Source organism: Streptomyces sp. NPDC107581 (genome assembly GCF_055657175.1).
Window position 1 is genome coordinate 19,404 of record NZ_JBVKBH010000001.1, and the last position, 18,741, is coordinate 38,144.

Below are 18,741 nucleotides of genomic sequence, written 5' to 3' on the forward strand. Positions count from 1 at the left end.
TGCGTCGTCGGCTGCGGGGCGGTGGGGGGCTGTCGCGCAGTTCCCCGCGCCCCCAGGGGGTCGCAGGGCCGTCGACCGGATGGGAGGCGTAGGCCGGGCCGCTCGTTTCGTCGTCGGCTGCGGGGCGGTGGGGGGCCGTCGCGCAGTTCCCCGCGCCCCCAGGGGGTTGCAGTGCCGTCGACCGGATGGGGGGGGCTCGTTTTGTTGGGGGTCAGTCCTCTGACAGTACGAACGATGTCTGGGTCTTGGTGAGGCCGGGGGCCTTCGCCTCCAGGAGGTATGTTCCCGGCTTCGCCGATCCTGCCGGCGGGGTCGCGCACTGCGGAGCGCTCGGCTTGCGGTCCCACTGCACGGTGTACGTGATGCTCTGCCCCGCAGGCACCCGGAACACCAGGCTCGCGGCGCCCTTCGGACAGTCGGCCGAGGACCAGTAGGCGTCGCTGCCGTCCGCCGGCGTGATGGTCAACACCGCACCCTTCGGCCCGAGATCGACCTTGCAGTCGCCGGACGCCGTGTTCTTCGCGGTGAGTTCGAAGGACGGCGTCTGGTCCGGCGAGTACGAGTTGTGCCGGCTGCGCACGGTCAACGAGACCGATCCGGCGCCGCAGTCGGGCAGCGGGGAGGACGCCGGCACCGTGTCGCCCGTACCGACCTCGCCGCCGCCGGACCCCGAACCCGAACCGCCGCCGGAGCCCGACGAGCCGGAGCCGCCCTTGCCGTCCGCACCGGAGCCGTCACCCGGCCCGGAACCGCTGCCACCGGTGTCGCCGCCGCCCGAATCGTCGCGCCCGCCCGGGTGTTGGCTGATCGCGGGCCCCGAGGAGGAGGGCCCCGGCGTGATCGTGGACACGGGGTTCTTGTCGCCGGACCCGTCGGCGTTCTTCTTGCCTCCCCCGCCGCCGGACGTGGCGATCCAGGCGATCAGCAGCGCCGCCAGGGCGACCACCGACAGCATGACGACCCTCCGTCGCCAGTAGATGGAGGAGGGAAGCGGCCCGACCGGATTGCGCAGAGATCCCACGGCGCAAACTGTACGAGAGATCGGCGCGCTTACTTGCGCCACCCGCCGCCCGGGCACCAACTTTTCCGGATCATCATCCCGGCAACTGCCGTCGGGAAGACCGCCCTTCACTCGTTGCCACGCTCCGTGTCCGCGCTGTCACCGACCTTGCCCGCCCGACCCGTGGCAGGATCGGAAGGCCATGACTGAGAAGCTCCACGCTCCCGTGATCACCTGGTTCGACACCCACGCCCGCGATCTCCCCTGGCGCCGCCCGGAGGCCGGCCCGTGGGGTGTGATGGTCAGCGAGTTCATGCTCCAGCAGACCCCGGTGAGCCGGGTGCTGCCCGTGTACGAGCAGTGGCTGGCCCGCTGGCCGCGCCCCGCCGACCTCGCCGGGGAGGCTCCCGGCGAGGCCGTGCGCGCCTGGGGCCGCCTCGGCTACCCGCGCCGCGCCCTGCGCCTGCACAGCGCCGCCCTCGCCATAACGGAACGGCACGGCGGGGACGTGCCGACGGATCATGCGCAGCTGCTGGCACTGCCCGGCATCGGCGAGTACACGGCGGCCGCAGTGGCGTCCTTCGCCTACGGGCAGCGGCACGCGGTGCTGGACACGAACGTCCGCCGGGTCTTCGCGCGGGCGGTGACGGGGGTGCAGTACCCGCCGAACGCCACCACGGCAGCCGAGCGGCGCCTGGCCCGTGAGCTGCTGCCCGAGGACGAGCGGACCGCCGCCCGCTGGGCCGCCGCGTCGATGGAACTGGGCGCACTGGTGTGCACCGCGAAGAACGAGGGCTGCCACCGGTGCCCGATCGCCGCACAGTGCGCCTGGCGGCTCGCGGGCAAGCCGGAGCACGAAGGCCCGCCGCGCCGCGGGCAGACATACGCGGGCACGGACCGCCAGGTGCGCGGCAAGCTGCTCGCCGTGCTGCGCGAGGCGCACGTGCCGGTGCCGCAGGCGGCGCTGGACCGGGTGTGGCACGAGCCGGTGCAGCGCGCCCGGGCGCTCGACGGACTGGTGACGGACGGTCTGGTGGAGCCGCTGCCGGGGAGCCTGTACCGGCTGCCGCTCACCTGACACACAGCCAAGTCACAGCGCACGGCCTCCTGTTACGGTCCACCAGCCCGACAAAGCACCATACAAAGGGACATAAGGAGCACCTCCCTTACCCCGCTCCCTCCTCCGTTACACAACCGACGGACAGCCGATTGCTAGCCGCTGGCTGCTCCGCACAGCCCCGTGACAACCACTCCGTAGTTTTTTTCTCGTGCCCGGCAGACCACGGGCCGGCGGAACAGCAGGGCTTCGGCGCAAGCCGGAGTACACGGGGAACGGAGGCGGTTGATCATGGCGCACGGCGAGGTGCTCGAGTTCGAGGAGTACGTCCGCACCCGGCAGGACGCGTTGCTGCGCAGCGCCCGCCGGCTGGTACCGGACCCGGTCGACGCCCAGGACCTGCTGCAGACCGCGCTGGTGCGGACGTACGGCCGCTGGGAGGGCATCGCGGACAAGCGGCTCGCGGACGCCTACCTGCGCCGGGTGATGATCAATACGCGGACCGAGTGGTGGCGGGCCCGCAAGCTGGAGGAGGTCCCGACCGAGCAGCTGCCGGACGCGTCCGTGGACGACTCCACCGAGCAGCACGCCGACCGGGCGCTCCTCATGGACATCATGAAGGTTCTCGCTCCGAAGCAGCGCAGCGTCGTGGTGCTGCGACACTGGGAGCAGATGTCCACGGAGGAGACGGCCGCCGCCCTCGGCATGTCGGCCGGTACGGTCAAGAGCACGCTGCACCGGGCGCTCGCCCGGCTCCGCGAGGAGCTGGAGGCCCGCGATCTGGACGCACGCGCGCTGGAGCGTGAGGAGCGGGAGCGTTGCGCGGCCTGACCGGGGCCGGGTCCGACAGGGCCCGTGGCAATACACAGGCGGTGATCGCGGCTGCGGCCGTGCTCGCCGCCCTCGCCCTTTTCGTCGCCGCGTGCGGCACCGGGGGCACGGGAGCACGGGACGAGGGCCCGGCACACGCCTCCGCGGTGGCGGGGGCCGCCGCCGCGTCGCCGACGGCCAGTCCTTCCGAGACCTACCGGCGCGTCGACGCCGTGGCGCTGCTCAAGAAGGACCCGGCGGTCTCCGCGGTGGTCAAGCGGCAGCTGAAGCCGTGCAGCGTGGTGGACACCACCTACGGCGACCTGACCGGCGGCGCCGTGGACGACGTCCTCATCAACGTCATGACCTGCAGCGACCAGGTCGGCATCGGCACGTACGTCTACCGGGACGACGGTGGCACGTACAAGAATGTGTTCAAGGCCGAAGAGTCCCCGGTCTACGCGGAGATCGACGGGGCCGACCTGACCGTGACCAAGCAGGTGTACGACACGGACGACTCGATGTCGAACCCGTCCAGCGAGACCGTGATCACCTACGACTGGAGCGCGGGCCGCTTCGTCCAGAGACACTTCCACCGCACGTACTACGGCAATACGGGGGACGCGCCGGCGCCCGCGTCGGACGACTGACCCCCCAACAGCACACCACGAGGACTGAGAGCACCGGGATGGCAGACCAGACCCACGTCCTGTTCGTCGAGGACGACGACGTCATCCGCGAGGCCACCCAGCTCGCCCTGGAGCGGGACGGCTTCGCGGTCACGGCCATGCCCGACGGCCTTTCCGGCCTGGAGGCGTTCCGGGCGGACCGGCCGGACATCGCGCTGCTGGACGTCATGGTCCCGGGCCTGGACGGCGTCAGCCTGTGCCGTCGCATCCGGGACGAGTCGACCGTACCGGTGATCATGCTCTCGGCGCGGGCCGACGCCATCGACGTCGTCCTCGGCCTGGAGGCGGGTGCCGACGACTATGTGACCAAGCCGTTCGACGGTGCCGTCCTGGTCGCCCGGATCCGCGCGGTGCTGCGCCGCTTCGGACACGCCGGCGGGGCCGCGGCGGCGGAGGGTGCCCTCGCAGAGGTGAACGGCGGCCCCCTGACCTTCGGTGATCTGGAGATCGACACCGAGGGCATGGAGGTGCGCCGGGCCGGGCAGCCGGTGGCGCTCACCCCGACCGAGATGCGGCTGCTGCTGGAGTTCTCCTCCGCGCCCGGCACCGTACTGTCCCGCGACAAACTGCTGGAGCGAGTGTGGGACTACGGCTGGGGCGGGGACACCCGGGTCGTCGACGTCCATGTGCAGCGGCTGCGCCAGAAGATCGGCCAGGACCGGATCGAGACGGTCCGCGGCTTCGGCTACAAGTTGAAGGCCTGAGCGGGGCGGACATGCGGGGGTTGACGGGGCGTCCGGTACGGCTCATGGAGCGCATGGGCCTGAGAACCGGGCTCAGATGGAAGCTCAGCGCGGCGATCGCACTGGTCGCGGGCCTGGTGGCGATCGCGCTGAGCCTGGTCGTGCACAACGCGGCCCGGGTGTCGATGCTGGACAACGCGCGCGATCTGGCCGACCAGCGCGTCCAGATCGCCCAGCGCAACTACCAGCTCTCCGGCCGGCCGAACTTCCCCAGCGTCAAGATCGACGATCCCGAGCTGCCACCCGCGCTGCGCGAGAAGGTCGAGGAGGGCCGCCGGGCCACCTATGTGTCGGACAACCCGGCCGGGAACCCGGACATCTGGGCGGCGGTGCCGGTCAAGGACGGGCATGTGCTGTCGTTGCACGGCCACTTCCCGGACCGCTCCACGGACGTGATGAAGGACCTCGACCAGGCGCTGGTCATCGGCTCCATCGCGGTCGTGCTCGGCGGCAGCGCGCTCGGCGTGCTCATCGGCGGGCAGCTGTCGGGCCGGCTGCGCAAGGCGGCGGCCGCGGCGGGGCAGGTCGCCAACGGCGAGACGGACGTACGGGTGCGGGAGGCCATCGGCGGGGTCGTACGGGACGAGACCGACGATCTCGCGCGCGCGGTGGACGCCATGGCGGACGCGCTGCGGCAGCGGCTGGAGGCCGAACGGCGGGTCACCGCCGACATCGCGCACGAGCTGCGCACCCCGGTGACGGGCCTGCTGACCGCTGCCGAACTGCTGCCGCCCGGGCGGCCGACCGAGCTGGTCCTGGACCGCGCGAAGGCGATGCGCACCCTGGTCGAGGACGTGCTGGAGGTGGCCAGGCTGGACAGCGCCTCCGAGCGGGCCGAGCTGCAGGACATCCTGCTGGGCGAGTTCGTGGCCCGGCGGGTGGCCGCCAAGGACCCGGGCGTCGCCGTACGGGTGGTGCACGAGTCGGAGGTCACCACCGACCCGCGCCGCCTGGAGCGGGTGCTGTTCAACCTGCTGGCCAACGCCGCGCGGCACGGCAAGCCGCCGATCGAGGTCAGTGTCGAGGGCCGGGTCATCCGGGTGCGCGACCACGGCCCCGGCTTCCCCGAGGCACTGCTCGCCGAGGGCCCGAGCCGCTTCCGCACCGGCACCATGGACCGCGCGGGGCAGGGCCACGGCCTGGGTCTGACCATCGCGGCCGGCCAGGCCCGGGTGCTGGGCGCCCGGCTGACCTTCCGCAACGTACGCCCGATCGGCGCCCCCGAGCACATCCCGGCCGAGGGTGCGGTGGCCGTCCTCTGGCTCCCCGAGCACGCCCCCACCAGCACGGGCAGCTATCCCATGCTCCCGCTGTCCGGCGGCACCCGCGGAACCGGGAGCACCGGCGGTATCGGAAGCACCGGCGGCATGGAAAGCACCGGACGTAATGGCAGCACCGGAGGCACTGGCAGCATCGGAGGTACTGGCGGCACAGGAAGCACCGGCGGCACCGGCGGCGTCCGCTGAGCGGAGGGCCGGCGAGCCGGTCGGCCGTGGCCGCGGCCGGCCGGGCGCGGCCGAAGGCGGCGCCGCCCCGGTGACCGGTCGCCGGGGCTCAGGTGCTCAGGCCCAGTCCTTCGAGAAGTCCAGCTCCTCATTGCGCTCGGTCAGCGAGAACCAGTTGCCGTTGTCGTCCCGGAAGATCGCCTCGATGCCGTACGGGCGCTCCTGCGGCTCCTGGAGGAACTCCACGCCCCGCGCCCGGAAGGTCTCGTAGTCCCCCCGGCAGTCGTCCGTGCGGAACGCTCCCGCTCCCAGCACCCCCTTGGCCACCAGCTTCTTCAGCGCCTCGGCGGACTCGGGGTCGAGGCCGGGGCCGTCCAGGCTCATCAGGGCGAGCTCCACCCCGGGCTGGTCCTTGGCGCCTACGGTGACCCAGCGCATGTCGCCCATGGCGACCTCGCTGCACACCTCGAAGTCCAGCTTCTCGGTGAAGAAGGCCTTCGTCCGCTGCTGGTCGAAGGTCCATACGGTCGTGATGCCCAGGCCCTTGATCATGGCTCTGCTCTCCCGTCGGGGGGCTGCTGCTGTTCCTGCCCGCCACCGTAGGCAGCGCCGGGACCGGGGCGCTTCTTCGATGTTGCGGTGTTGAAGCCGCCGGCCCAGAGCATGGCGTAGCAGCCGGGTATGAGGGAGGCGCCCCGGCCCACATGCTTCGTGCGGTACTCGCTCGGGGTGAGCCCGGTGCGGGCCTTGAAGCGGGCGGAGAAGGTGCCGAGGCTGCTGAAGCCGACCAGCGTGCAGATCTCGGTCACCGTGAGGTCGGCACCGCGCAGCATCTCCTCGGCCCGCTCGATCCGGCGGTGCGTCAGATACTGCCCGGGCGTCTCGCCGTACGCGTCCTTGAAGGCGCGCAGGAAGTGATAGCGCGAGTACCCGGCATGCGCGGCGACCGCGTCCAGATCGAGCTCGGGGTCGGCCCAGTCACGGTCCATGGCATCCTTGGCCAGACGCAACCGGCGCATCTTGTCCATGAGGCCGATGGTGGCACGGGGCACTGACAGCCGCCGGGCACGCCGAAGGCCCCCGGGGCGGACACCGACCGGGGGCCTTCGACTCAGGACATGCTCAGGACGTGCTCGGGAACGTGCTTCGGGAACCCGCTCAGACCGCGTCGGCCACCGGAGCCGGAGCCGCGCCCGCGCGGTCGTCGGCCTCGGACTTCTGCGGCCCGCCCTTCAGCGGCACTTCCTTCACGAACAGCGCCGCGATCAGCACCACCACCGCGATCACCGCGCCCAGCAGGAACGCCGAGTGCGTGCCGGAGGACACCGCGTGCTGGTACGCCTCCCGCGCCTGCGCCGGCAGCTTGGCGAGGCTCGCCGCGTCCAGCTGGGCGGACTTCTCGGTGATGTTCTTGCCCAGCGCACCGGCCCGCTCGGCCATGACGTCCTGGACCCGGTGGTTGAACAGCGCGCCCATGATGGCCACACCGAAGGAGGAGCCGAGCGTACGGAACAGGGTGGCGGACGAGGACGCCACGCCGATGTCCTTCATCTGCACGCTGTTCTGCGCGACCAGCATGGTGATCTGCATCAGGCAGCCCATGCCGGCGCCGACCACGGCCATGAAGATGCCGGACGTCAGCCGCGTGGTGCCGGTGTCCATCGTCGACAGCAGGTACAGGCCGACGATCATCAGCACACCGCCGACGATCGGGAAGACCTTGTAGCGGCCGCTGTTGGTGGTGACCCGTCCGGCGACCATCGAGGTCACCAGCATCGCGCCCAGCATCGGCAGCAGCAGCAGACCCGAGTTGGTCGCGGAGGCGCCCTGCACCGCCTGCTGGTACAGCGGCAGGAAGAGCGTGGCACCGAACATCACGAAGCCGGTGATGAAGCCGATGACCGACATCAGGGTGAAGTTGCGGCTCTTGAAGATGTGCAGCGGCAGCACCGGCTCTGCGGCCCTGGTCTGCCAGAACACGAACCCGACCAGCGCGGCCACGCCGATGCCGATCAGTTCCATGATCCGCGCGGACGTCCAGGAGTACTCGCTGCCGCCCCAGGTGGTGACCAGCACGATGGCGGTGATGCCGACGGTCAGCAGAACGACACCGAGGTAGTCGATGCCCGCCTTGGACCGCTTCTTCGGCAGGTGCAGCACCGCGGTGACCAGTGCCAGGGCCACGACGCCGAGCGGCAGGTTGATGTAGAAGGTCCAGCGCCAGCCCCAGTTGTCGGTGATGGTGCCGCCGACCAGCGGGCCGCCGATCATCGCCAGCGCCATGACGCCGGCCATCATGCCCTGGTACTTGCCGCGCTCCCGCGGCGGTATCAGGTCGCCGATGATCGCCATGACACCGACCATCAGACCGCCGGCGCCGAGTCCCTGGATCGCCCGGAAGCCGATCAGCTGGCCCATGTCCTGGGCCATACCGCTCAGCGCGGATCCGATCAGGAAGATCACGATCGAGCTGAGGAAGGCGCCCTTGCGCCCGAACATGTCGCCGATCTTGCCCCAGACCGGGGTCGAGGCCGCGGTCGCCAGGGTGTAGCCGGTCACCACCCAGGACAGGTGTTCGAGACCGCCCAGTTCACCCACGATCGTCGGCATCGCCGTACCCACGATCATGTTGTCGAGCATCGCGAGCATCATCGCGATCATGAGCGCGAGCAGGACCACCCGCACGCTCCTCGGCTGCTTCTCCGGCTTGCCCGCCGTCTCCGGGGCCCTTACGGCCGCCCGTGTGTCCGCCATCGCTCCTACTCCCCCTGACGACTTTGCTTACTTGCCGCCCGGCTAGTTATCACTACACTGGGAAAGTAGAGCTTTCACTTGCCGGTCGTCAAGTAAGTTTCCGCGAGAGCGCGAGGAGTACGAGGATGGGCGTCACCATGGACGGCACCAAGCAGCAGCGCCGCGGCAACACCCGCCAGCGCATCCAGGACGTCGCGCTCGAACTCTTCGCCGAGCAGGGCTACGAGAAGACCTCGCTGCGCGAGATCGCCGAGCGTCTCGACGTCACGAAGGCGGCCCTGTACTACCACTTCAAGACGAAGGAAGAGATCATCGTCAGCCTCTTCGAGGACCTGACGAAGCCGATCGAGGACCTGATCGAGTGGGGCAGGCGGCAGCCGCACACCCTGGAGACCAAGCACGAGATCGTGCGGCGCTACAGCCAGGCCCTGGCCGGCGCGGAACCGCTCTTCCGGTTCATGCACGAGAACCAGGCGACGGTACGGGAACTGCGCATCGGCGACACCTTCAAGGACCGCATGCGCGACCTGAGGGACATCTTCATCGACCCGGACGCACCGCTGGTCGAGCAGATCCGCTGCGTCAGCGCCATGTTCACGCTGCACGCCGCGATGTTCCTGATGCAGGACCTGGAAGGCGACTTCGAGACCCGACGCGAGGCCGTTCTCGAAGTCGCCATGGACCTCGTCACCCAGGCGCACGAGGGCGCCCGCAGGAAGGGCTGACTCAGACGGTCACACCGTGGGCACGCAGGAAGGTGACCGGGTTGATGGCCGAGCCGTAGTTCGGGGTCGTACGGATCTCGAAGTGCAGGTGCGGGCCGGTGGAGTTACCGGTGGAGCCCGACAGGGCTATGTGCTGGCCGGTCTTGACGACCTGGCCGACCTTCACGTCGATCCGGGACAGGTGGGCGTACTGCGAGTACGTGCCGTTGCCGTGGCTGATGACGATGGCGTTGCCGTAGGCGGGACCGTCACCGGCGCCGTTGCCGCCGGCCTTGACGACGGTGCCGCCGTGCGCGGCCATGACCTCGGTACCGGTCGGCACGGCGAAGTCCTGCCCACTGTGCTTGTGGGCCCAGTGGCTGCCGTCCTGCATGAAGCTGGCCGAGAGCGTGTACTTCTTCACCGGGTCGATCCAGGAGGAGGCGGACGGCGCTGCGGCGCTCGCGACCCCGGCACCCAGCACGGCCGTGGCGCCCACTCCGGCGGCCAGGACGGTCACGCGGTTGCGCAGCGAGGACGTACGGGAAGAACGGGACGTGACGCGCTTGAACATCGATACCTCGTGGTTTCGGGGGCAGATTCACCATCCGACGTACAGGCGTTCGTCGGCGGCCCGTCATTGGTAACCCGCCGCCCCATCCCGGCTCAATACCCCCCAGCTACGGCATGGCGTAGTAGATGGGTCCAAAACAACCCACTTCTTGACAGACCCCCCACCCTCCCGGCATCAGCCCTGTCGACGTCGGCATTTCATGGTGACTTACGGGCCTAAAGTCCCTTTTTGTCACGATTGGATTTCCCACTATCCAGGCTAGTATCGGACAAATCGCCTGTGCGCCATGTCACCGCTTTACGGCCGTTTCCCCGTATTGATGGGCAAAGAAATGTGACGCACACCTCTAGTCGCCTACCGTTCAGTAACCTTACGGTTCCTCACGCGCCACCCACGCAATGGATCATGCCCCTGACACCCACCGATTCAGGCCGTGCAGCGTACGGACGTGAGAGGACCCCCCACCGATGACCAGACGCCCCTGGGCCCGCCGGACAGCCGTCGCCGCCGTCTCCGTGGCCGCGCTCGCCGCACTCGCCACCCCGGCGCAGGCGGCGACCACCACCGCCACCAGCAGCGCCGCCGGCACCGCCGCCACCGCCGGCGCCTCCGCCAAGGTCGACTACGCGACCTGGCAGAAGGACTGCCAGACGGTGATGGGCCAGGCCCTGCCGTACCTGAAGGACCGCATCGCCGCCGCCCGGCCCGGCGAGAAGCAGGCGATCGTCTTCGACATCGACAACACCACGCTGGAGACCGACTTCGGCTTCAGCTACCCGCAGCCGGCCAACAAGCCCGTCCTGGACGTCGCCCGGTACGCCCAGGAGCACGGCGTCGCCCTCTTCTTCGTCACCGCTCGCCCGGGCATCATCTACTGGCCCACCGAGTACAACCTCGAGCACGACGGCTACGACGTCTCCGGCCTCTACGTCCGCGGCCTCTTCGACCTGTTCAAGGACGTCGCCGACTACAAGACCGCCCAGCGCGTCGACATCGAGAACCAGGGCTACAAGATCATCGCGAACATCGGCAACAGCGCCACCGACCTGTCGGGCGGCCACGCCGAGAAGACGTTCAAACTCCCGGACTACAACGGGCAGTTGTCCTGACGCGAGGCTGAAGTATCCGGTTAGGCTCCATCCCTGTCTCTGCCGTTGCGCGACCACGGGGGTGGTGGATGGAGCCGACCGTACTGGGCAGCAAGCTGGCGTCCGGCCTGATCGGACCGCTGGTGAAGAAGCTGTTCGTGGCGGACGGGCCCGGCGCGGGGCTGGTGGACAGGCCCGTGCGCCTGTCGGCGCTCGTGTCCTTCCGGGGCGAGAAGCGCACCCTGGCCGAGAAGGACGTCCACCGGCTGGCCGGGCGGCTGGTGGCGCAGGCGGTGGAATCACCGGGCGAGGTGCCCTTCCCCGCGGCGGAGCAGCCCGCCGTCGCCGCGGCCCTGGCCCGCCGGCTGCTCGCCCTCGGCGAGCTGGAGATGGACGACGTCCAGGCCGTACGCCTGGGCCATCGCGAGCTGGCCAAGAAGCTGCACCACGGCTCCACCGCCCCCGAAGGCCTGTCCCCGGACGCCCACCACTTCCTCGACTCCGCCACGGAGTGGGCCTGCCTGCAGATCCTGGAGTTCTTCACCCGGCGCTCCACCTTTGTGGCCCGCACCCTCGTCGAACAGAGCCGCGCGCAGACGGAACTCATCGCCAAGGTCGACGAACTGATCGCCCGCGTCCCGCGCCCCGACACCCGCGGCACGGCCTTCGAGCGCCGCTATCTGCCCTACGTCGCCCAGCAGCACGACCGCATCACCATCTACGGCATCGATCTGCGCGACTCCCCCGACCGCTGGCCCCTCGAAGTCGCCTATCTGAGCCTGGAGGCGACCGCGGTCGAGGAGCCCGTGCCGGATCCGGCGCCCGGCGGGCGTCCGCCCGCCACCGCGGGCCGGCTGCCGGCCGAGGAAGCGCTCCTGGCCCAGGCGCGCGTCCTGCTGCGCGGCGACGCCGGATCGGGCAAGACGACCCTGGTGCAGTGGCTGGCGGTCACGGCGGCCCGCAACGCCGACCGCATCCCCTACGTCCTCCCCCTGCGCACCCTGATCCGCACCGGCCCGCTCCCTGCGCCGGCCGACTTCCTCAAGGCGGTGAGCTGCCCGCTGACCCCGCCGGAGGGCTGGGCGGAACGCGTCCTGGCGGCGGGCCGCGGCCTGGTCCTGGTGGACGGCCTGGACGAGATCCCCGCCGCCGACCGCCACCGCACCCGCGACTGGCTGCGCTCCCTTCTCGCCGCCTACCCCGGCAACCACTGGCTCCTGACCTCCCGCCCGTCGGCCGTACGGCCCGACTGGCTGGCCCAGGAGGGCTTCCGTGAGCTGGCCATGGCCCCGATGCGCCGCACCGAACTGGCCACGTTCGTGCACCGCTGGCACGAGGCGGCGCAGGCACCCGAGTACAAGGCCCCGCTCCTCGACTCCCTGCACACCAAACGCGACCTGGCCCGGCTCGCCACCAACCCCCTCATGTGCGGTCTGATCTGCGCACTGCACCGGGAGCGCCGGGGCTATCTGCCCACCGGCCGCAAGGAGTTGTACGACGCCGCCCTCACCATGCTGCTCGCGCGCCGCGACCGGGAGCGCGGGATGGGTGCGGTGGACGGCGCCGAGCTGAGCGAGGAGGTGCAGCTGGAGCTGCTGCAGCGGCTGGCCTATGCGCTGGTCCTGAGCGGCCGTACGGAGATGGACCTGGAGACGGCCGAGGGAATCGTGGAGCGCTGCCTGCCCACGGTGGCGTCGGCGGCGGGCCAGGGCGACGCGGCCACGGTGCTGCGGGCGCTCCTGCTGCGGAGCGGCCTGCTGCGCCGGCCGGCCGAGGGCGTCGTGGACTTCGTCCACCGCACGTTCCAGGACTACCTGGCGGCGCGCTGCGCCGTGGCCGAGGGCCATCTCGACGTCCTCACCGCTCACGCCGCCGACAGCCAGTGGGAGGACGTCATCCGCATGGCGGTGGCCCACGCGAGGCCACGGGAACGGGCCGCGGTGCTACGGCAGTTGCTGGCACGGGATACGCCGCGGCTGACCGTGCTGGCACTGGCCTGTCTGGAGCACGCGGCGGCCCTGGAGCCGGGGGTACGGGCGGAGGTGGAGGCGCGTGCGGCGGCGCTCATCCCGCCGCGCACGGCCAAGGACGCACGGGTGCTGGCAGAGGCGGGGCCGCTGGTGCTGGAGCTGCTGCCGGGACCGGACGGGCTGAGGGACGAGGAGGCGCTGGGCGTCACGGTCACCGCCTCGCTGCTCGGGACGGAGGAGCCCGCCGGGGCCCTGGCGGTGCTGCGGCGGTTCCGGGACCACGCGGATCTCGACGTGCGGCGCCAGCTCGTGGGGACCTGGCACCGGTTCGGCACCGAGGAGTACACGGCCGAGGTGCTCGATCACCTGGACCGGACGGACCTCTACCTGTCCTGCGAGTCGGCCGAACAGCGCACGGCCCTGCCCCGGATGCGTCCCTGGTACCGCCTCCATCTGCAGGGCCCGCACCGCTTCGAGGACGTCCTGGCCGACCTCCCGGAGCCCGAGGCGGTGACCGCGCTCGATCTTCAGGACAACGCCCACCTCACCGATCTGGGCACGCTGTCGGCGTTCACTTCGCTCAGGGAGCTGTTCCTCGGCGACTGTCCGGCGGCAGAGGGGCTGAGTCACCTGTCCGCACTGCCGCTGGAGACTCTCGGGCTCGGCCGCATCGGCGATGTGACCGGGCTGCGGTCCCTGCAGTCGCTCGCCCGTCTCTCCGTCAGCCAGCGGCTGCCCGGCACCGACCTCGCGCAGGCCCTGCCGGTCGATGCGCCGCTGGAATTCCTCTTCCTGGGCCAGTACAGCATCGAGGCCACGGGCCTGCGCGGACTGGAGCAGTGGAGCACGCTGCGGACGCTGAGCCTGGGACCGTCGACCAAGGAACTGACGGACACCGACTGGCGGGCGGTCGCCGGACTGCCCGCGCTGACCCACCTGTATCTGAACGCGTGGCTGTTCCGGGACCTGCCGCACTTCATCCATGTCATGCCGGAACTTCCCGGCATCGAAGTGCTGCGGGTCCCCGGGATGTACGGCACCGAGGATCTGTCCGCCCTGGTGCCCCGGCTGCCGGGACTGCGGTCGCTCGTCCTGCAGAACTGGCCCGGTCACTCCGTCCCGCTGCCCCGTTTCGCCGGCCTCTTCCCGGAAGCGGAAGTCGTCCTGGACGAACGCTGAAAGGAAAGGGGCCGGTGCTCGAAAGCACCGGCCCCTTTCCTTCGGCCTCTCGGCCCTGACGCTTACGCGTCCTTGCTCAGGTTCGGCCCGGCCCCGCCGGCCGCCTGCTCGATCGGCGGAACGTCCGGCAGTGCCGACTTCTCCTCACCCCGGAAGGTGAAGGTGGCGGCGTCGCCCTCGCCCTCGGTGTCCACGACCACGATGTGACCGGGGCGCAGCTCGCCGAAGAGGATCTTCTCCGAGAGCGTGTCCTCGATCTCGCGCTGGATCGTGCGACGCAGCGGACGCGCGCCCAGCACCGGGTCGTAACCCTTCTTGGACAGCAGCTCCTTGGCGGACTGGGAGAGCTCGATGCCCATGTCCCGGTCCTTCAGGCGCTCGTCCACCTTGCCGACCATCAGGTCGACGATCCGCAGGATGTCCTCCTGCGTCAGCTGCGGGAAGACGACCACGTCGTCGACACGGTTGAGGAACTCGGGGCGGAAGTGCTGCTTCAGCTCGTCCGACACCTTGTTCTTCATGCGCTCGTAGTTGGTCTTCGTGTCACCCGAGGCCGCGAAGCCCAGGTTGAAGCCCTTGGAGATGTCCCGGGTGCCGAGGTTGGTCGTCATGATGATGACCGTGTTCTTGAAGTCCACGACCCGGCCCTGGGAGTCGGTCAGACGACCGTCCTCCAGGATCTGCAGCAGCGAGTTGAAGATGTCCGGGTGGGCCTTCTCGACCTCGTCGAAGAGGACGACGGAGAACGGCTTGCGGCGGACCTTCTCGGTCAGCTGGCCGCCCTCTTCGTAACCCACGTAGCCGGGGGGCGAACCGAAGAGACGCGACACCGTGTGCTTCTCGCTGAACTCCGACATGTCGAGGGAGATCAGGGCGTCCTCGTCACCGAAGAGGAACTCGGCGAGCGCCTTGGACAGCTCGGTCTTACCGACACCGGACGGGCCGGCGAAGATGAACGAACCACCCGGACGCTTGGGGTCCTTCAGGCCCGCGCGCGTACGGCGGATCGCCTTGGACAGCGCCTTGACGGCGTCGACCTGGCCGATGACCCGCTTGTGGAGCTCGTCCTCCATGCGCAGCAGGCGGCTGGACTCCTCCTCGGTCAGCTTGAAGACCGGGATGCCGGTGGCCGTGGCGAGGACCTCGGCGATCAGCTCGCCGTCGACCTCGGCGACGACGTCCATGTCGCCGGCCTTCCACTCCTTCTCCCGCTTGGCCTTGGCGGCCAGGAGCTGCTTCTCCTTGTCGCGCAGGGAGGCGGCCTTCTCGAAGTCCTGCGAGTCGATCGCGGACTCCTTGTCCCGGCGGACGGCGGCGATCTTCTCGTCGAACTCGCGCAGGTCCGGCGGCGCGGTCATCCGGCGGATGCGCATCCGGGAACCGGCCTCGTCGATCAGGTCGATCGCCTTGTCCGGCAGGAAGCGGTCCGAGATGTAGCGGTCGGCCAGGGTCGCGGCCTGGACCAGCGCCTCGTCCGTGATGGAGACCCGGTGGTGGGCCTCGTAACGGTCGCGCAGACCCTTGAGGATCTCGATCGTGTGCGGCAGGGACGGCTCGGCGACCTGGATGGGCTGGAAGCGGCGCTCCAGGGCCGCGTCCTTCTCCAGGTGCTTGCGGTACTCGTCCAGCGTGGTCGCACCGATGGTCTGCAGCTCACCACGGGCCAGCATCGGCTTCAGGATCGAGGCGGCGTCGATGGCGCCCTCGGCGGCACCCGCACCGACCAGCGTGTGCAGCTCGTCGATGAACAGGATGATGTCGCCGCGGGTGCGGATCTCCTTGAGGACCTTCTTCAGGCGCTCCTCGAAGTCACCGCGGTAGCGGGAACCGGCGACCAGGGCACCGAGGTCCAGGGTGTAGAGGTGCTTGTCCTTGAGGGTCTCGGGCACCTCGCCCTTGACGATGGCCTGGGCGAGGCCCTCGACGACGGCGGTCTTGCCGACGCCGGGCTCACCGATCAGCACCGGGTTGTTCTTGGTACGGCGGGACAGCACCTGCATGACCCGCTCGATCTCCTTCTCGCGCCCGATGACCGGGTCGAGCTTGGACTCACGAGCGGCCTGGGTGAGGTTCCGGCCGAACTGGTCGAGGACCAGGGACGTCGAGGGCGTGCCCTCGGCGGGACCGCCGGCGGTGGCGGCCTCCTTGCCCTGCTGGTAACCGGAGAGCAGCTGGATGACCTGCTGCCGCACCCGGTTGAGATCGGCGCCCAGCTTGACCAGGACCTGGGCTGCGACGCCCTCGCCCTCACGGATCAGGCCGAGCAGGATGTGCTCCGTGCCGATGTAGTTGTGGCCCAGCTGGAGGGCCTCGCGGAGCGACAGCTCCAGGACCTTCTTGGCACGGGGGGTGAAGGGGATGTGCCCGGACGGGGCCTGCTGGCCCTGACCGATGATCTCCTCCACCTGCTGGCGGACCGCCTCAAGCGAAATGCCGAGGCTCTCCAGGGCCTTAGCGGCGACACCTTCGCCCTCGTGGATGAGACCCAGGAGGATGTGCTCGGTGCCGATGTAGTTGTGGTTGAGCATCCGGGCTTCTTCCTGAGCCAGGACGACAACCCGCCGCGCGCGGTCGGTGAACCTCTCGAACATCGTTAATCGCTCCTCAGAGCGGTCAGGCAGTGGGGGGAACTTCCCCTCCCTGTCCTTCCGCAGCTTAGTCCCGCAAGCGGGGACCGCTCATTCCAACTGCCGACACCGTCCTTGGCCTCCTGACCCCGAACGCCGACATCTGCTCCAACCCGATGGTGCGAGACGATGTTCCCGCAGGCCAGGCTGTTACCCCACTCGCCACTACGCCGATGGCGAACGTGAGACGTCCCGTCCTGCGCGTCGCCCCCTCCCACTAGGCATGTCTTACCCGCAGGGACTGACACTCCATGCCGCGCGCACCGGTTCCCTCCGCTATGGGCGAACAACCTTGCGCCTCTCCGGGCCCCCGCACGCCCCCCACTTGGGCACTCTGTGCTATCGACAGAACACCCAGCGTAACCCTGGGGTCGCTCGGCCTGTTGCACTTGGCATGGCTGGCTCGGTCTCGACAACGTCCACACTCTCCACGGTCCCCCTTCCCCGCCGTCCCGTCGATCCGAACGCGCCCGGCCTCCCGGACGGCCCGGACGCCCGGGCCCTGCGCTGGTACGAGAACGATCTGGGCTGGCCGACCGTGCCCGGACGGCCGCTGCGGCTGGTCACGGGGGTGCGGTTCGATGTGCTGGACGTGCCGGCCGAGGCGGGCGCCGCGGCGCTCAGGCATCTCGCACCGGACTCTCCGGTGGCCCGGTGGGGCGACCGGATGCGGCTTCTGGTGGCCGCCGGCAGCGCGGAGGAGCTGCCACAGGTGCTGGAGTGGCTGGAGTGGGGCGCGCTGGCCCTCGATCTGCGCGCGCTCGGGGCGGGCGGCCTGATGGAGGCGCCACTGCTGCCCGGGCGGGGCCGCGCCGGGGACGGCGCCGACGACGTTCAGGGGGCCGCCGTATGGCTGCGGCCCCCTGCACCTGGGTACGAGGTCGAGGCCTCGCTGCCGGCACTGCCGGCCATGGGGAGCCTGGGGGGCACCCCCGATCTCGTACGACTGGTGGACACGGTGGCAGCGCAGTGCCACCGCGTCCGGCTGCGACGCGCGAGCGCCCCCTCGCTCGCCTGCCGGAGAAATCAGCCGTTGGCCTTCTCGTAGGCCTCGCGAATGGACGCGGGAACACGGCCGCGGTCGTTGACCTCGTATCCGTTCTCCTTCGCCCAGGCGCGGATCGCCGCGGTGTCCTGGCTGCCGCCGGAAGCGGCACGCGCCTTTCCACGCCCGCTCGAAGCACGGCCCCCGGTGCGACGACCGCCCTTCACATAGGGCTCGAGAAGGCCGCGCAGCTTGTCCGCATTGGCGGTCGTGAGATCGATCTCGTACGTCTTGCCGTCCAGCGCGAACGTCACGGTCTCGTCCGCCTCGCCGCCGTCGAGGTCGTCGACAAGAAGGACCTGAACCTTCTGTGCCACCGGATTTCCTTTCATCGATAACGTCAGGGCAGGGGGTGTGCGGCGTCCGCCGTTTCGCCGCCCCTGTTATATGCAGTACTGCAGTACGTCGGAAAGCAAACCGCTTTTGCCGGAAAAACACAAACCCCTGGGAGAGATCCGGGGACCCGCCCCGCCCCGGAAACATGCGCGTTTCGGACATAGGCCACCCGGGCAATGACGATCACAGATGCAGAAGCATCCGGCTGTTGCCCAAGGTGTTCGGTTTCACTCGTTCGAGACCGAGGAACTCGGCGACGCCCTCGTCATAGGAACGCAACAGCTCCGCGTAGACATCGGTGTCAACCGGTGTCTCACCGATCTCCACGAAGCCGTGCTTCCCGAAGAAGTCCACTTCGAAGGTCAGACAGAAAACGCGCCGAACGCCGAGCCAGCGTGCGGTCTCCACCAACTTCTCCAGCAACTGGTGACCGACACCGGCGCCCCTGAGGCCGGGCTTCACCGCGAGAGTGCGGACTTCCGCGAGGTCTTCCCACATGACGTGCAGCGCGCCGCAGCCGACCACCTCGGCGTTGTCGTCGCGTTCCGCGACCCAGAACTCCTGGATGTCCTCGTAAAGCGTGACCGTGGCTTTGTCGAGCAGGATGCGGTCACGGACGTAGGCGTCGAGGAGCCGGCGCACGGCCGGGACATCGCCGGTGCGGGCGCGCCGGACAGTGATGGCTTTTGCGCGGACTTCGGGGCGCTCTGCTGACATGAG

At 69.9% G+C, this 18,741-nt stretch carries 16 protein-coding genes and 1 pseudogene; 9 read left to right on the forward strand and 8 right to left on the reverse strand.

Annotated elements, in window-relative coordinates; genetic code table 11:
• Window positions 1-211: 211 nt before the first annotated feature.
• Complete coding sequence (locus ACZ7P3_RS00090) at window positions 212-1,021, reverse strand: hypothetical protein (protein ID WP_472078085.1); 810 nt, start codon at window positions 1,019-1,021, stop codon at window positions 212-214.
• Window positions 1,022-1,202: 181 nt separating this feature from the next.
• Between ACZ7P3_RS00090 and ACZ7P3_RS00095 the strand changes: the two genes are divergently transcribed.
• The 5 genes and pseudogenes from ACZ7P3_RS00095 to cseC all read left to right on the forward strand — a co-directional run.
• Entirely contained in the window at window positions 1,203-2,078 is an 876-nt protein-coding gene (locus ACZ7P3_RS00095; protein ID WP_472078086.1) for an HhH-GPD family protein, read from the forward strand.
• A gap of 270 nt (window positions 2,079-2,348) precedes the next feature.
• Window positions 2,349-2,888, forward strand: coding sequence for a SigE family RNA polymerase sigma factor (locus ACZ7P3_RS00100; RefSeq protein ID WP_116149009.1), 540 nt, complete (start codon window positions 2,349-2,351; stop codon window positions 2,886-2,888).
• Between the two features lie 41 nt (window positions 2,889-2,929).
• Window positions 2,930-3,517 (forward strand): hypothetical protein, encoded by a 588-nt coding sequence (locus ACZ7P3_RS00105; protein ID WP_472078087.1) that lies wholly within the window; start codon window positions 2,930-2,932, stop codon window positions 3,515-3,517.
• A 38-nt stretch (window positions 3,518-3,555) separates the two neighbouring features.
• On the forward strand, window positions 3,556-4,260 hold the full coding sequence (gene cseB, locus ACZ7P3_RS00110) for a two-component system response regulator CseB (protein WP_472078088.1): 705 nt from the start codon (window positions 3,556-3,558) through the stop codon (window positions 4,258-4,260).
• A gap of 11 nt (window positions 4,261-4,271) precedes the next feature.
• A pseudogene (cseC, locus tag ACZ7P3_RS00115) lies at window positions 4,272-5,609 on the forward strand (two-component system sensor histidine kinase CseC); the annotation flags it as partial.
• Between the two features lie 252 nt (window positions 5,610-5,861).
• Here the strand turns inward: cseC and ACZ7P3_RS00120 are convergent.
• The 3 genes from ACZ7P3_RS00120 to ACZ7P3_RS00130 all read right to left on the reverse strand — a co-directional run bounded on the left by ACZ7P3_RS00120 (window position 5,862) and on the right by ACZ7P3_RS00130 (window position 8,498).
• Window positions 5,862-6,296: a VOC family protein gene (locus tag ACZ7P3_RS00120; protein ID WP_472078089.1), complete on the reverse strand. Its 435-nt coding sequence runs from the start codon at window positions 6,294-6,296 to the stop codon at window positions 5,862-5,864.
• Complete coding sequence (locus ACZ7P3_RS00125; RefSeq protein WP_472078778.1) at window positions 6,293-6,763, reverse strand: helix-turn-helix transcriptional regulator; 471 nt, start codon at window positions 6,761-6,763, stop codon at window positions 6,293-6,295. Before ACZ7P3_RS00125 ends, ACZ7P3_RS00120 begins: the two co-directional genes overlap by 4 nt.
• Window positions 6,764-6,902: 139 nt before the next feature.
• A complete protein-coding gene (locus ACZ7P3_RS00130; RefSeq protein ID WP_472078090.1) occupies window positions 6,903-8,498 on the reverse strand; it encodes an MDR family MFS transporter in 1,596 nt (531 codons plus the stop codon).
• Window positions 8,499-8,623: 125 nt separating this feature from the next.
• Here ACZ7P3_RS00130 and ACZ7P3_RS00135 point away from each other — a divergent pair, with 125 nt between their 5' ends.
• Complete coding sequence (locus ACZ7P3_RS00135) at window positions 8,624-9,223, forward strand: TetR/AcrR family transcriptional regulator (RefSeq protein ID WP_472078091.1); 600 nt, start codon at window positions 8,624-8,626, stop codon at window positions 9,221-9,223.
• Between the two features lies 1 nt (window position 9,224).
• Here the strand turns inward: ACZ7P3_RS00135 and ACZ7P3_RS00140 are convergent, their stop codons facing one another.
• Entirely contained in the window at window positions 9,225-9,776 is a 552-nt protein-coding gene (locus ACZ7P3_RS00140) for a M23 family metallopeptidase (RefSeq protein WP_472078092.1), read from the reverse strand.
• Between the two features lie 467 nt (window positions 9,777-10,243).
• Between ACZ7P3_RS00140 and ACZ7P3_RS00145 the strand changes: the two genes are divergently transcribed.
• Together ACZ7P3_RS00145 and ACZ7P3_RS00150 are read left to right on the forward strand one after the other, a co-directional pair.
• The gene (locus tag ACZ7P3_RS00145; RefSeq protein ID WP_472078093.1) at window positions 10,244-10,885 is read left to right on the forward strand and encodes an HAD family acid phosphatase; all 642 of its coding nucleotides are present in this window, start codon (window positions 10,244-10,246) and stop codon (window positions 10,883-10,885) included.
• Window positions 10,886-10,953: 68 nt separating this feature from the next.
• Complete coding sequence (locus ACZ7P3_RS00150; RefSeq protein WP_472078094.1) at window positions 10,954-14,013, forward strand: NACHT domain-containing protein; 3,060 nt, start codon at window positions 10,954-10,956, stop codon at window positions 14,011-14,013.
• A gap of 62 nt (window positions 14,014-14,075) precedes the next feature.
• Here ACZ7P3_RS00150 and ACZ7P3_RS00155 read toward each other — a convergent pair whose 3' ends face one another.
• Complete coding sequence (locus tag ACZ7P3_RS00155) at window positions 14,076-16,604, reverse strand: ATP-dependent Clp protease ATP-binding subunit (RefSeq protein WP_472078095.1); 2,529 nt, start codon at window positions 16,602-16,604, stop codon at window positions 14,076-14,078.
• Between the two features lie 430 nt (window positions 16,605-17,034).
• Here ACZ7P3_RS00155 and ACZ7P3_RS00160 point away from each other — a divergent pair, with 430 nt between their 5' ends.
• Complete coding sequence (locus ACZ7P3_RS00160; RefSeq protein ID WP_472078096.1) at window positions 17,035-17,688, forward strand: SCO3374 family protein; 654 nt, start codon at window positions 17,035-17,037, stop codon at window positions 17,686-17,688.
• Here ACZ7P3_RS00160 and ACZ7P3_RS00165 read toward each other — a convergent pair.
• Together ACZ7P3_RS00165 and ACZ7P3_RS00170 are read right to left on the reverse strand one after the other, a co-directional pair.
• Window positions 17,667-18,002, reverse strand: a complete 336-nt coding sequence (locus ACZ7P3_RS00165; RefSeq protein WP_472078097.1) for a histone-like nucleoid-structuring protein Lsr2 — start codon at window positions 18,000-18,002, stop codon at window positions 17,667-17,669. The two genes, ACZ7P3_RS00160 and ACZ7P3_RS00165, sit on opposite strands and share 22 nt — an antisense overlap.
• Before the next feature lie 202 nt (window positions 18,003-18,204).
• The gene (locus ACZ7P3_RS00170; protein ID WP_472078098.1) at window positions 18,205-18,738 is read right to left on the reverse strand and encodes an amino-acid N-acetyltransferase; all 534 of its coding nucleotides are present in this window, start codon (window positions 18,736-18,738) and stop codon (window positions 18,205-18,207) included.
• Between the last annotated feature and the right edge of the window lie 3 nt (window positions 18,739-18,741).